Below are 12,140 nucleotides of genomic sequence, written 5' to 3' on the forward strand. Positions count from 1 at the left end.
CCGCCTCGCCCGGGCTCCAGCCGGAGCCCGGCGCCTTCTCCCCGCGCGTCTAGCGCACCGTGAAATGCTGCTCTGCCAGCAACCGATCGCCCTGGAACACCAGGAATCGCCACTCCCCCTTCACCAGTTCGCCGGGCTCGCTGAACTCGAACGCCATCACATCGTTCGGCGCCTCCGGGAGCAGGGCCTGGGTTACCTCGAATTTGTCGTGGCGCTTGCCGTCGGCGCCGATCACTCCAGGCGTGAGGTACAGCAGGGTAAGCGGGGCATCGTCGGCCCGCTTGCCCACCAGGCGATAACGCATGCCGAATTTGACGCCCAGCCGCGCCGGGACCTCCTGAGTCGCCTCGATGCTCTGGTTGCTGCGGGTGAGCACGCGCTCGCCGGGCTGCAGCGCCTGGCGCGGGCTGGCGAACAGCCCGTACTCCACCGGGCCCTCCAGGGTCACGTCGGCGTGGCCGAGGCCGGATACCAGCCCGCAGGCCAGCGCTAAGGTGAGGGAAATCGGTTTCATGGGACACCTCGCTGGAAAAGCCGCGAGGCTATGAAACGCCCATGACAGGCTGATGACGGCTTAGCGCCGGGTATCGCGGACCCGCTTGGGCAGCACGTCGAGGAAGTTGTCCAGGGCCACCCGCCGCGCCAGGGGCTCGGGCAAGGCGTCGAGGAACGGGTCGAAGCCATGCATCAGCTCGCCCAGGCTGTCGAAGCGGCCGACCACGTCGGAGCCCAGCATGAAGCGCTCCGGGTAACGCTTCACCAGGTCCAGCCACTGGGGATCCGGCCGCCCCTTCTCGTCCAGCAGGTACGGATCCAGCACCGACCAGGACAGGTCCACGTAGAGGTTCGGGTAATCGCCCAGGAGGCGTTCCAGGGTGCCGTAGAGGAAGTCCAGGCGCTCCTGGTGACGGTGCAGTTCCATGCTGCTGCCGGCATGGGCCCAGATGAACCGGACGTGCGGGTGGTCCCGCAGCGGCTCTTCGATTTCCTCCAGGTACAGCGGGTTCTTTTCCCGCTTGGAGGTGATGTTGGAATGCAGCATCACCGGCAGGTCGTATTCGGCGGCCAGGTGGTAGACCCGCTTCATCGCTTCGTTGTTGGCCCGGGGGGTGTCGCCATGGATCAGCGCGGTGAGGTCGTCGTGACGGGTAAACACCTCGCCGATGCCCTGCCAGAGGCCGGGGTCCAGCTCCAGCATCTGCCGGACCAGGGCATCGGCATTCTTGTCGCTGGGGTTGAAGCCGGACAGGAACGGGTGGAAGCGCGACCGCTGGGCAGGCGGCAGGGCCTTCAGGGCGGCCGCGACCAGGGTGTCCGTGGCGCTGTACCAATAGGCGTCGGCGTCATCGCCGGCGTAGTAGCGCGGACGCTTGGGCTCGTCCTCGTGCCAGGTCTTGGCCACCGGGATGCCGGAGATCATCGCGTGCTCGATGCGGTTGGCGTCCATGGCGGCGAGAAGCTTGTCCATGCCCTCGCTTTCCTGGAAGAAGTCGACGTAATGCAGGTGGGCATCGCTGTAGCGGTATTCCCGCGCCTGACCGGTGCACGTGGCGCCGGCCAGCAACAGGGCGAGACAGAAACGGATCAAGGCAGGGGCTCCTGGGCGTGAGCCTCATAGACCGCACGGCGGGAAAGCCGGTTCAGGCCATCTCCGCAGCACCGGGCCACACCGGGCCGGGCCGGGATGAACCGGCGGGCGCCGCCTGAAGCTGCGACGCTCGCCGTGCCGTCAGGCGAACACTTCGTCCAGCAGGTTGTGCATCGCCTGGTAGGCGCGCCCTGCCACCGTGGGGTTGTACTGCTGCTTGCCCGGGTTGTTGGCGCTGGGGTCGGTGAACGAGTGCACCGCGCCACCGTAGCTGGTGAGCTGCCAGTCCACCTTCGCTGCGCCCATTTCCTGCTTGAAGGAATCCAAGTGTTCGCGGGGTACCAGCGGGTCCTCGGCGCCATCCAGGGCCAGCACCGCGCCCTTGATGTTGCGGGCATCGGCGGGATTCGGGGTGTCCAGGGTGCCATGGAACGACACCGCTGCCTTCAGCGGCGCGCCGTCGCGGGCCAGGTCCAGGGCGCAACAGCCGCCGAAGCAGAAGCCGAAGGCCGCCAGCCGGTCGCGATCCACCGTCGCTTCGGTCTGTTCCAGCAGAGCCTTGAGGGCGGCCTGCATGCGTCGGCGCAGCAGCGCCCGGTCTTCCTTCAGCGGGGTCATCGCAGCGGTGGCCTGCTCGGCGTTCTGCGGCCGCACGGCTTGGCCGTACAGGTCGGCGATCAGCACCACGTAGCGCTGGCCGGCGATGGACCGCGCGATGTCCTCGGCACCCGAGGTGATGCCCATCCAGTTGGGCGCCATCACCAGCGCCGCCCGCGGCGTCTGGACCGCGGGATCGTAGACCAGGCGACTCTCGAAGCGCTGGCCTTCGAGTTCATAACCGATGGATGACACGCGAAGCTCGCCCATGCTTTTCCTCCTCTCTGAAAAAGCGAAGCCCGCAGGGCGCGGGCTTCGGTTCGAAACGTCACATCAGGCTGACAGTTCCACCAGCAGCTTGTTCAACCGCTGCACGTAGGCCGCCGGGTCCTTCAGGCTGTCGCCCGCGGCCAGCGCCGCCTGGTCGAACAGGATGTGGGACAGGTCGGCGAAGCGGTCCTCGTCGGGCTCACCGTCCAGCTTCTCGATCAGCGGGTGCTGGGGGTTGATCTCGAAGATCGGCTTGGCATCCGGCACCTTCTGCCCGCTGGCCTCGAGGATCTGGCGCATCTGCAGGCCCAGGTCCTGTTCGCCGATGGCGAGGATCGCCGGGGAATCGGTCAGGCGGTGGGACACGCGGACTTCCGCCACTTCATCGCCCAGGGCGGTCTTCAGCCGCTCCAGCAACCCTTCCTTGCCCTTGGCGATTTCTTCCTGGGCCTTCTTGTCCTCGTCCGAATCCAGCTTGCCCAGGTCCAGGTCGCCCCGGGCGACGTCGACGAACTGCTTGCCGTCGAACTCGGTGAGGTAGCTCATCAGCCATTCGTCGATGCGGTCGGTGAGCAGCAGCACCTCGATGCCTTTCTTGCGGAAGACCTCAAGGTGCGGGCTGTTCTTCACCTGGGCGTAGCTTTCGCCGGTGAGGTAGTAGACCTTGTCCTGGCCTTCCTTCATGCGGCCCAGGTAGTCGGCGAGGGACACACTCTGCTCGCTATCGCCGCTGTGGGTGGAAGCGAAGCGCAGCAGGCCGGCGATCTTCTCCTTGTTGGCGAAGTCTTCCGCCGGGCCTTCCTTGAGCACCTGGCCGAAGGCCTTCCAGAAGCCCTTGTATTGCTCGGGCTCGTTCTTCGCCAGTTTCTCCAGCATGTCCAGGACACGCTTGGTCAGGGCCGACTTCATGGAGTCGATCACCGGGTCCTTCTGCAGGATTTCCCGGGAGACGTTCAGGGACAGGTCGTTGGAGTCCACCACGCCCTTGATGAAGCGCAGATACAGCGGCAGGAACTGCTCGGCCTGGTCCATGATGAACACGCGCTGCACGTAGAGCTTGAGGCCGCGCGGCGCTTCGCGGTGGTACAGGTCGAACGGCGCCCGGGCCGGCACGTAGAGCAGCGAGGTGTATTCCAGCTTGCCCTCGACCTTGTTGTGGCTCCAGCTCAGGGGGTTCTCGAAGTCATGGGCGACGTGCTTGTAGAACTCCTGGTATTCCTCGTCCTTCACGTCGCCGCGCGGGCGGGTCCAGAGGGCGCTGGCGCGGTTGACGGTTTCCCACTCGGCCTCGGCCGGTTTTTCCTGCTCGTCGTCGCCCTCCAGGGAGGCCGACTCCTTCGGCAATTCGATGGGCAGGGCGATGTGGTCGGAGTATTTCTTGACGATGTTGCGCAGGCGCCAGCCATCGGCGAACTCTTCTTCGCCGCTCTTCAGGTGCAGGACGATGCGGGTGCCGCGCTCGGCCTTCTCGACGTTGGCGACCTCGAAGTCACCCTCGCCCTTGGACGACCAGTGCACGCCCTCGCTGGCGGGTGACCCGGCGCGGCGGGTGAAGACTTCCACCTGGTCGGCGACGATGAACGCGGAATAGAAACCCACGCCGAACTGGCCGATCAGGTGGGAATCCTTTTTCTGGTCGCCGGAGAGGTTCTTCAGGAAGTCGGCGGTGCCGGACTTGGCGATGGTACCGAGGTGGGCGATCACCTCCTCGCGGTTCATACCGATGCCATTATCTTCCAGGGTGACGGTCCGGGCGTCCTTGTCGAAGGACAGGCGGATCTTCAGCTCGGCGCCGCCCTCCAGCAGCTCGGGCTTGGCCAGCGCTTCGAAGCGCAGCTTGTCGGCGGCATCGGAGGCGTTGGAAATCAGCTCCCGGAGGAAGATTTCCTTATTCGAGTACAGCGAATGGATCATCAGGTGAAGCAGTTGCTTCACCTCTGTCTGGAAGCCCAGGGTTTCTTTTTGAGTTTCCACACTCATGGTCATCGAACTCCACATGGATGGCACGGGCCGCGTGTGCGGCGGATGACATGCAAGTGGGGACTGAGCATGGGATTTCAAGGGCCTGGCGCACGCCAGGGCTCGCGATCAGGGTTCCAGCAGGTCGATGCGCACGATTTCGTCGGGCGCGAACACGAAACGGGCCTCGCCCTGGCCGCTGACCCGCCGCAGCACCAGGCTGCCATCCGGGTCGATGCCGTTGAAGCGGCCCTCGGCCAGGTTGCCGCGGCGGGTCTGGATGCGCATGGTCAGGTTTTGGTAGCGGCTGGGGTTGGTCAGCAGGCGGTCGAGGGAGAAACGGGCCCGGCGATCCACCGGGCGTGCCGGCGGCGCGTCCACGGCATCCGCCAGCGGGGCTGCCGCGGGTTCGGTGCGGGTGTCGTCGGCGGGCGCGGATGAGGTCAACACGGGGAAGCGGTCGCCCTGGACGCTCCAGCCGCGGCTCGGCAGTTTCTTCAACTGCACCGGCAGTTGCTGGGGCACGCCCTTGATGCGGGCGTCCACCTGCAGCTCCAACTGGTCCGCTGGCAGGTTCAGCGGCGGCAGAGCTGCCAGCTCCACCTCGCGGGTAGCGAAGCGCCGCTGCAGGTAGTCGGTGATGACGTAGGCCAGGGTGTCCCGGGAATCGTGGGCAATATCCACCTGGCCGTCCCGGTAGCGCAGGCGATCGGTGAACAGCTCGATGCGGCCGCTCAAGGTGGTGCGCAGGGCGGCCGGCAGCACCATGTGGAAGTCCCCTACCAGCTTGTTGGGCGCCTGGTCGTCGGGCTTCAGATCCAGGTGCAGGGTATAGCCGTGGTTCAGGCGCCGCGCCTCCGGCAGCTCCTGCTCCGGCAGCAGCCAGCTGACTTCCACTTCGGGTAGCGCGCCTTTGTCCTGGGGCAGCACGTCGAGACGGATGGCCCCTGGGGGTTGAGGGCCCAGGCGGATGCTCACCTCCCGGCGGGCGAAGAAGTCCTGGCCTTCCCGCAGGGTCAGGGTGCCGTCGATGAGCTCGGCCTGCTGCGGCAGGAACGGCTGGCCGTTCAGCTCGCCCTTCAGTTGCAGCGCCAGTTCCGCGGGCGCGGCCTCGGCTTCCGGGTGCAGCCAGCGCAACCCGAGGATCGCCTCCAGGCGCGCCGGGTCATGGCTGGCAAGCAGGGTCAGCCCCACCACCAGGGGAATGATGCCCAGCGCACCGAGCAGCACCGCCTTGCGCGCGGTCCGCCAGTGGCGGATCGCATAGGCCAGGGTCACGGGCGGCAGCAGGCTGCCCCATCCCCACAACAGGCCGGTGTCGAAGGCCAACATGACCAGCCAGACCAGGCCGGCGACGATCAACAATAGGCCGCCGAGAATCAGCAGAGCATCCATCCGGGAAAATTCCTTGTCACGCGAGGGCAGCCGGCGGGGCCGCTCAGGGTTCGTCCACCTTGAAATGCACGCGGGCGGTGGCGATGGGTTCGGTCTGCGCGGTCTGCCAGGCGGTGACCGCCACGTTGGCGACCCGTCGCCCCTGGCGCCACACCTGGCACTGCGCAAAGGTGTCACGATAAAGGCCGGCGCGAAGATAATCTGTCGAAAAGTCGATGATTTTGGGCAAATGTGGAATTTTCATCGCGATCAGCAGGTGGAGCAGCGCCGCGTGCTCCATGAACCCGGCGATGACGCCGCCATGCAGCGCCGGCAGCAGCGGGTTGCCGATGGTGTCCGGGTTGGGCGGCAGGTGGAACGTGAGCGTATCGCCGCCCTGGCAGCGAATGCCCAGCAGGCGCGCGTAAGGGATCGCCTCCAGCAGCGGCTGGTAGTCGCCCGAGCGATGGGCCTCGCGGATCAGCGTGTCCAGCAGGGTGGGCGTCATGGGCTCACCTCGCCGGCATCGATACCCCGCTGCAGATGGTCCTCGCCCCGCGCGCCCTTGCCCAGCCGCATGAAAGTGCCCATCACCTGGGCCACCGGGCGGGCCGGGTCGTCCTGGTAGGCGACGCCTCGGGTGAAGATCACGTGGGGCGTCACCCGGTAGCTTTCGGCGAAGCCGAAGACGTCGCGGTCCGGCTCCGCCGGGCGCATGTAGTCGATGCGCAGGTCCAGGGTCGGGCAGATCTCGAAGGTGGGCAGCACGCAGAGGGTGGAGATGCCGCAGGCGGTGTCCATCAGGGTGGTGATGGTGCCGCCGTGCAGCACCCGGGTCGCCGGGTTGCCGATCAGCGACTCGGCATAGGGCAGGCGCAGGACCAGTCCGGTGCTGTCGATCCGTTCGAGGATCAGGCCCAGCACCTGGGCGTGGCGGATGGCGGACAGAAAGCGCTGGGCGCGCTGCAGGAGCGCCGTTTCGTTCATGCTCGGTCACCGAAAACGTTGGGGCCGACGGCCATCATGGCCGCTGGTCGGAATCGTGAAGGAACTTCCACAGCCGCCGCCCATTCAAAGGGTGACATTCGGAAAATGCCCACCCCAGGAGAATACCAATGAAGAAGTCGTTGCCTTATGTCCTCATGCTGGCTGCCACCCTTGGCCTCGCCGCATGTGACAAAGCCTCGGAAAACAAGCAGCAGGACGCTCAGGAACACGCCAACAAGGCCCAGGACCTGCGCAACGATGCCGCCAAGGAGCAAAGCGAGGCCGCCAAGGACACCAACGAAGCCAACCAGAAGCGTGCAGAAGAAGCCGCGGACAACAACCAGGTTCCGCCGCCGCCCGCCTCGACTCCCGCTCCGCAGACCAACCAGTAACGGTCCGCGTGATGAAAAAGCCCGCTTCGGCGGGCTTTTTCATGTCCTTCCGCCTCGCTCACACCCCGCCGGCGAACAGCGCGCGCAAGGCCGGGCTGAGCATCAGCAACAGGCAGCAGAGCATGCCCAGCATCCACACCGAGCTGCGCTGCCAGTGCAGGTCGCGCAGGTAGCAGACCAGGTAGATCACCCGCGATACCACGAAAACGATCGCCAGCACGTCCACCAGATACCCCACCACATGGGCCGAATGGGCCATCAGCACGCCGGCGGCGAACAGCGGGAAGATTTCGATGCTGTTCATGTGGGCCGCGTAGGCCCGGGCGCCGTAGCCGGTCAGCCGCGCCTGCTGGGCGCGGGGGTGATGGTTGTCGTAGCCCCCGTCGGCCTGCATGGCCTTGGCCACCGGCAGCTTCGCGACGTAGATCAGCACCGCGGCGATGAACAGGCACCAGAAGGGAATCGTCATTCGGTTTTCTCCTTGCTCGGCTCGGGGGCCGGGGGGGTGGGTGTGTAGACCATGACATCGAGGACGGCGGAATGGAATTCGCGGCGGTACAGCACCAGCACCACCCCGGCGGTGACCAGCATGAAACACCAGGGGTTGATGAACCAGGCGAGCATCGCCAGCCCGAAATAGTAGGCGCGCAGGCCGAAGTTGAACTGGTTGGCGGCCAGCGAGATGACCCGGGCCGCGCGCTCGGCGAAGGCCTTGCGCTCCAGTTCGGTGACATGCCGCTCGGCGATCATCGGCGCCGAGCCGATGAGGATCGCGGCGAAGTTGTACTGGCGCATGCACCAGCTGAAGGTGAAGAAGGTGTAGACGAACAGCACCGCCACGCACAGCAGCTTCAGCTCCGACATGCCACGGCTCACCGGTTCCACCAGGGGCAGGTCGGCGAGGACCGACACTGCACGGTCCGTGGAGCCCAGCACGGTCAGGATGCCAGCCAGGATGATCAGGGTGCTCGAGGCGAAGAACGAGGCATTGCGCTCCAGGTTGCCGATGACGCTGGCGTCGGCGATGCGGTTGTCCCGCAGCAGCAGGCGGCGCATCCAGTCCACCCGGTAGAGGTGCAGCACCGAGGCGAGGCAGGCAGTATCGCGTCCCTTCCAGGTGGCGTAGAGGGTGTAGCCGCCCCAGAGCCCGAGAAACCAGAGGAATGCCAGCAGGTTGAGCCATTGTTGGGCGCTGAGGGACATGCGGACTCCTTTTTTCGAGGCCGCGATTATGCCAGCGAAGCGGAAGACCGCCCATGAAAAAGCCGCCGGCGACAGGGTCGGCGGCGGCTTCGACAAACCCGGGATCAGGCCAGGGCGTGGTCCGGCTTGCCCAGCAGGCGGTCGCAGCAGGTGGCCACGGCCAGCATCGCCACTGCGGGCAGCAGCCAGGCGAGCCCCTGTTCCGCCAGCGGCAGGTGCGCCAGCCAGTCTGGCATCCAGGCGTCCAGGCCGGCGGATTTCAGGCCATCGAACACACCGAAGACCAGGGCCACCAGCATGACCGGGGCGATGATGCGGCTCGACGAGTGCCAGAGGCCCCGGCAGAAGCTCAGCGCCACCAGGGCGATACACGGCGGGTAGATGGCCGTCAGCACCGGTACCGAGAACTGGATCAGCTTGGTCAGGCCCAGGTTGGACACCACCAGGGAGAACGCCGCCAGCAGGATCACCAGGGTGCGGTAGGACAGCGGCAGGCGATCGCTGAAGTACTCGGCGCAAGCGCAGGTCAGGCCCACCGCGGTGACCAGGCAGGCCAGGGAAATCAGCACCGCGAGGAAGCCGCTCCCCAGGCTGCCGAAGGTGTGCTGCACGTAGGCGTGCAGCACGGCGGCACCGTTGCTGGCGCCTGCGGCGATCGCGTGGCTGCCGGAACCCAGGCGGAACAGGCTGACGTAGACCAACGCCAGACCGACCCCCGCGATCAGCCCGGCGATGATGGCATAGCGGGTGATCAGGCGCGGCGAGCTGACGCCCCGGGAGCGGATCGCATTGACGATAACGATGCCGAAGACCAGCGCCCCCAGGGTATCCATGGTCAGGTAGCCATTGATGAAGCCTTGGGAGAACGGCGCCGCCTGGTAGGCGGGAGTCGCCTCGCCGGTCTCGCCCAGGGGCAGCAGGAAGGCAGCGCCGCCGAGGATCAGCAGCGCGACGATCTTCATCGGCGCCAGCACCCGGCCGACGCTGTCCAGCAGGCGCCCCGGGTAGAGAGACACGCCCAGCACCACCAGGAAGTACACCAGGCTGTAGAGGAACAGCGGCAGCGGGCCGTCACCGGTGAGCGGCGCCAGGCCGACCTCGAAGGACACCGTGGCCGTGCGCGGCGTGGCGAACAGCGGGCCCACGGACAGGTAGCAGACCGCGGCGAGCAGGCCGCCGGCGACCCGCCCGATGGGGCTGCTCAGGCTGTCCATGGCGCCGCCCACCTTGGCCAGGGCGATCACCGTGACCACCGGCAGGCCGACCGCGGTGATCAGGAAGCCCAGGGCTGCCATCCACACGTGGGGCCCGGCCTGCAGGCCGACGATGGGGGGGAAGATGATGTTGCCCGCTCCGACGAACAGGGCGAAGGTCATGAAACCGAGCGCCAGGATGTCCTGGCCTTTCAACACATTCATTTAAGGAAATACCACATGACTGAAACGGAGGTTCGCAGAGGGTTTCCCTGATGGGTTGAGGGGGAAACGTTGCCGCGCCGGTTAGGCGTGGCCGCCAGGCGCGCCGGCGAGCCCGGGTAGGGCGCGGCGCATGGGTCGGCACCTTAATGGAAAGCCGGGAGGCCTGGCGACCGGTGCGCGTCGGGGCGTCGACCTCCAGATACCCGATGTCGCGAATCCGAACGTTTTATGACGCCTGGGTCGAAGTATTTTTCGTCAGACCTGGAACTGTTCGATCAACTGGCGCAGGCGCGCTTCGGCCTGACGGATGTCGCCCGCCGCGCTGCGGGTCTGCTCCACCGTGGTGAAGATCCGCCCGCTGACGCCGTTGGCCCGCTCGACCCCGGCACTCACCTCGTCGGCCACCTTGGCCTGCTCGCCGGCGGCGGAAACGATGGTCTGGATGTGCTGGTCGATGGCACCCACCGCCTCGGTGATGGCCCGCAGCGACGTCCGGGCCTGCTCCGCGCTGTCGCTCACCCGTACCACCGCGCCCTGGCTGTCGCCCATCATGTCGATGGCCGACTGGGTACGCCCCTGGAGGGTCTGGATGATCTGCTGGATTTCCGTGGTGGACTGCTGGGTGCGCTGGGCCAGGGAGCGCACTTCGTCGGCCACCACCGCGAACCCCCTGCCCTGCTCGCCGGCCCGGGCCGCCTCGATGGCGGCATTGAGGGCCAGCAGGTTGGTCTGCTCGGCGATGGCGCGGATCACTTCCAGTACCGAGCCGATCTGGCTGCTGTCGGCCTGCAGCGCCTCGATCACCTGGGCCAGCCGCGCCACCTTGTCGGTGAGGGTAGCCATCGCCTGGCGGTTCTCCTCCACCCGCAGCAGGCCACTGCCGGCCGCCTCCCGGGCCTGGCGCGCCAAGTCCTCGCCGGTGCCCGCGCCCCGGGCGGTCTCCTGGGCGCTGGCCGCCATCTGGGTCATGGCCGAGGCGATCTGCGCGCTCTCGTCGCGCTGCTGCTCCACGTCCCGGTGGGCCGACTCGGCGGAACCCTGCAGGCGCTCCGCGGCATGCTCTAGGCGATGGGCGGAATCCGCCACTTCCGCCACGGTATGGCGGATCTTGTCGACGAAGGTGTTGAAGCTCACCGCCAGGCGGCCCAGGTCGTCGCGGCTGCGCACCGGCAGGCGCCGGGTCAGGTCGCCCTCCCCCTCGGCCATGTCCTGCAGCAGGCGGTTGATCTGCCCCAGGGTGCCCACCAGGATGCGGCCCACGCCGTAGGCCACCAGGCCGCCGAACACCACTGCGGCCACCACCAGGCCCCAGAACAGCCGGTTGACCTGGGACACGGTGGCATCGGCCGCCCCGGCCGCGCCCTGCATGGAGGTCATGATGCTCTGCTGCAACTGGCTGGCGAGGTCAGCGATCTGCGGGTCGATCTGGTCCATCTGCTGCAATGCGGCGTTGCGGGCATCCACCAGTTTCACCGCCTCGCCCGCCGAGGCCCGGTAGTGCTCCAGTTGGTCCAGCGCGCCGTTGAGCTTGTCCTTGGTGCTCTGGCTGGAGGTGCGGTCCCGCAGCACGCCCAGGGTGCTCTGGGCGTTGTCCAGTTCGCGCTGGAAGGCCTGGGCCTGCTCGGGGCGGTTCTCCTGCAGGTACTGGTAGAAATACTGGTTGCCCAGCAGCAGATGACGCATGCCGGCACTGGAGTAGAACACCGCATCCAGGTTGAAGTCCTGCTGGGCATTCTCGAGGATCGACGTGAGCACTTTCTCGATATCCGGGCCGTAGCGGTCGAGTTCCTCGCTCACCAGGCGCTGGCGCTGCTGGCTCAAGGGCACCAGCTGTTCGCGGAACAGCCGGCTGTACTGATCGTGGAGGTCCTGCATGGCGGCCAGCAACCGCTGGCGGTCGGGATGGTGCAGGCGGGCGCGGGTCTGCTCCAGGGCCTCGACGAGGCGCTTGTCCAGTTCGACGAACTGCTTCTCCGCCGACGCATCCCCGGTCCGCGCGTAATGGCGCACACTGAGTTGCAGGCGGGCCATGCCATCGGTCACCTGGGCCACATGGTCCATGCTCGGCCCCAGGTCCTGGGTCACCACCCGCACGCGCTGGGCGATGCTGCCCAGGGAAACGCTGGAGACCACGCCGAGTATCACTAGCAGGGTACACAGCGCGACGGGAACGATGGCGATCTTGTAAGCGACGCGCAAATCGGAAAACCAGCGCATGACGATTTCCTCGGGGAGAACCGGACGACAGCGCCTTCACTGTAGTGACTATCGCGGCCGGCGTCTCGCCCGTCGCATGCAGGCGTCGCCAAAACGAAAAAGGCCACCCGAAGATGGCCTTTTCGCGACGCTAGA

At 66.8% G+C, this 12,140-nt stretch carries 12 protein-coding genes and 1 pseudogene; 1 reads left to right on the forward strand and 12 read right to left on the reverse strand.

Annotation, left to right across the window (positions count from 1 at the left end; genetic code table 11):
* Window positions 1-49: 49 nt before the first annotated feature.
* The 7 genes from FM069_RS12360 to FM069_RS12390 all read right to left on the reverse strand — a co-directional run bounded on the left by FM069_RS12360 (window position 50) and on the right by FM069_RS12390 (window position 6,775).
* Window positions 50-514, reverse strand: a complete 465-nt coding sequence (locus FM069_RS12360; protein ID WP_143488662.1) for a DUF3859 domain-containing protein — start codon at window positions 512-514, stop codon at window positions 50-52.
* A 60-nt stretch (window positions 515-574) separates the two neighbouring features.
* The gene (locus FM069_RS12365) at window positions 575-1,588 is read right to left on the reverse strand and encodes an amidohydrolase family protein (protein ID WP_233282029.1); all 1,014 of its coding nucleotides are present in this window, start codon (window positions 1,586-1,588) and stop codon (window positions 575-577) included.
* Window positions 1,589-1,729: 141 nt separating this feature from the next.
* A complete protein-coding gene (locus FM069_RS12370; protein WP_143488663.1) occupies window positions 1,730-2,455 on the reverse strand; it encodes a dienelactone hydrolase family protein in 726 nt (241 codons plus the stop codon).
* A 63-nt stretch (window positions 2,456-2,518) separates the two neighbouring features.
* On the reverse strand, window positions 2,519-4,435 hold the full coding sequence (gene htpG / locus FM069_RS12375; protein WP_143488664.1) for a molecular chaperone HtpG: 1,917 nt from the start codon (window positions 4,433-4,435) through the stop codon (window positions 2,519-2,521).
* A gap of 108 nt (window positions 4,436-4,543) precedes the next feature.
* A complete protein-coding gene (locus FM069_RS12380; protein ID WP_143488665.1) occupies window positions 4,544-5,809 on the reverse strand; it encodes an MFS transporter in 1,266 nt (421 codons plus the stop codon).
* Between the two features lie 43 nt (window positions 5,810-5,852).
* Window positions 5,853-6,296: a PaaI family thioesterase gene (locus FM069_RS12385; protein WP_143488666.1), complete on the reverse strand. Its 444-nt coding sequence runs from the start codon at window positions 6,294-6,296 to the stop codon at window positions 5,853-5,855.
* Window positions 6,293-6,775, reverse strand: coding sequence for a PaaI family thioesterase (locus tag FM069_RS12390; protein ID WP_143488667.1), 483 nt, complete (start codon window positions 6,773-6,775; stop codon window positions 6,293-6,295). The genes FM069_RS12385 and FM069_RS12390 overlap by 4 nt, the downstream gene beginning before the upstream one ends.
* Before the next feature lie 128 nt (window positions 6,776-6,903).
* On the opposite strand from FM069_RS12390, the gene FM069_RS12395 reads away from it, so the two are divergent.
* Window positions 6,904-7,167 carry a hypothetical protein gene (locus FM069_RS12395; protein WP_143488668.1) on the forward strand — a complete coding sequence of 88 codons (264 nt, stop codon included), beginning with the start codon at window positions 6,904-6,906 and terminating at the stop codon, window positions 7,165-7,167.
* 58 nt (window positions 7,168-7,225) lie between these two features.
* On the opposite strand, the gene FM069_RS12400 is transcribed toward FM069_RS12395, so the two are convergent.
* From FM069_RS12400 to FM069_RS22325, 5 genes and pseudogenes are all read right to left on the reverse strand, one after another.
* Entirely contained in the window at window positions 7,226-7,636 is a 411-nt protein-coding gene (locus FM069_RS12400; RefSeq protein ID WP_143488669.1) for an MAPEG family protein, read from the reverse strand.
* On the reverse strand, window positions 7,633-8,370 hold the full coding sequence (locus FM069_RS12405; protein ID WP_143488670.1) for a DUF599 domain-containing protein: 738 nt from the start codon (window positions 8,368-8,370) through the stop codon (window positions 7,633-7,635). The genes FM069_RS12400 and FM069_RS12405 overlap by 4 nt, the downstream gene beginning before the upstream one ends.
* Window positions 8,371-8,474: 104 nt before the next feature.
* Entirely contained in the window at window positions 8,475-9,788 is a 1,314-nt protein-coding gene (gene brnQ, locus FM069_RS12410) for a branched-chain amino acid transport system II carrier protein (RefSeq protein ID WP_143488671.1), read from the reverse strand.
* Window positions 9,789-10,043: 255 nt separating this feature from the next.
* Complete coding sequence (locus FM069_RS22320) at window positions 10,044-10,757, reverse strand: methyl-accepting chemotaxis protein (RefSeq protein ID WP_407681587.1); 714 nt, start codon at window positions 10,755-10,757, stop codon at window positions 10,044-10,046.
* A 144-nt stretch (window positions 10,758-10,901) separates the two neighbouring features.
* Window positions 10,902-12,005 (reverse strand): annotated as a pseudogene (locus tag FM069_RS22325) (HAMP domain-containing protein); the annotation flags it as partial.
* Window positions 12,006-12,140 lie beyond the last annotated feature (135 nt).

Origin of the sequence: Pseudomonas mangiferae, from assembly GCF_007109405.1 — a bacterium.
GTDB lineage: Bacteria > Pseudomonadota > Gammaproteobacteria > Pseudomonadales > Pseudomonadaceae > Pseudomonas_T > Pseudomonas_T mangiferae.

Coding starts and splice junctions, on each gene's coding strand:
- FM069_RS12360 (WP_143488662.1), bottom strand. CDS start 514: ATGAAACCGATTTCCCTCACCTTAGCGCTGGCCTGCGGGCTGGTATCC.
- FM069_RS12370 (WP_143488663.1), bottom strand. CDS start 2,455: ATGGGCGAGCTTCGCGTGTCATCCATCGGTTATGAACTCGAAGGCCAG.
- htpG (WP_143488664.1), bottom strand. CDS start 4,435: ATGAGTGTGGAAACTCAAAAAGAAACCCTGGGCTTCCAGACAGAGGTG.
- FM069_RS12380 (WP_143488665.1), bottom strand. CDS start 5,809: ATGGATGCTCTGCTGATTCTCGGCGGCCTATTGTTGATCGTCGCCGGC.
- FM069_RS12385 (WP_143488666.1), bottom strand. CDS start 6,296: ATGACGCCCACCCTGCTGGACACGCTGATCCGCGAGGCCCATCGCTCG.
- FM069_RS12390 (WP_143488667.1), bottom strand. CDS start 6,775: ATGAACGAAACGGCGCTCCTGCAGCGCGCCCAGCGCTTTCTGTCCGCC.
- FM069_RS12395 (WP_143488668.1), top strand. CDS start 6,904: ATGAAGAAGTCGTTGCCTTATGTCCTCATGCTGGCTGCCACCCTTGGC.
- FM069_RS12400 (WP_143488669.1), bottom strand. CDS start 7,636: ATGACGATTCCCTTCTGGTGCCTGTTCATCGCCGCGGTGCTGATCTAC.
- FM069_RS12405 (WP_143488670.1), bottom strand. CDS start 8,370: ATGTCCCTCAGCGCCCAACAATGGCTCAACCTGCTGGCATTCCTCTGG.
- brnQ (WP_143488671.1), bottom strand. CDS start 9,788: ATGAATGTGTTGAAAGGCCAGGACATCCTGGCGCTCGGTTTCATGACC.
- FM069_RS22320 (WP_407681587.1), bottom strand. CDS start 10,757: ATGACCCAGATGGCGGCCAGCGCCCAGGAGACCGCCCGGGGCGCGGGC.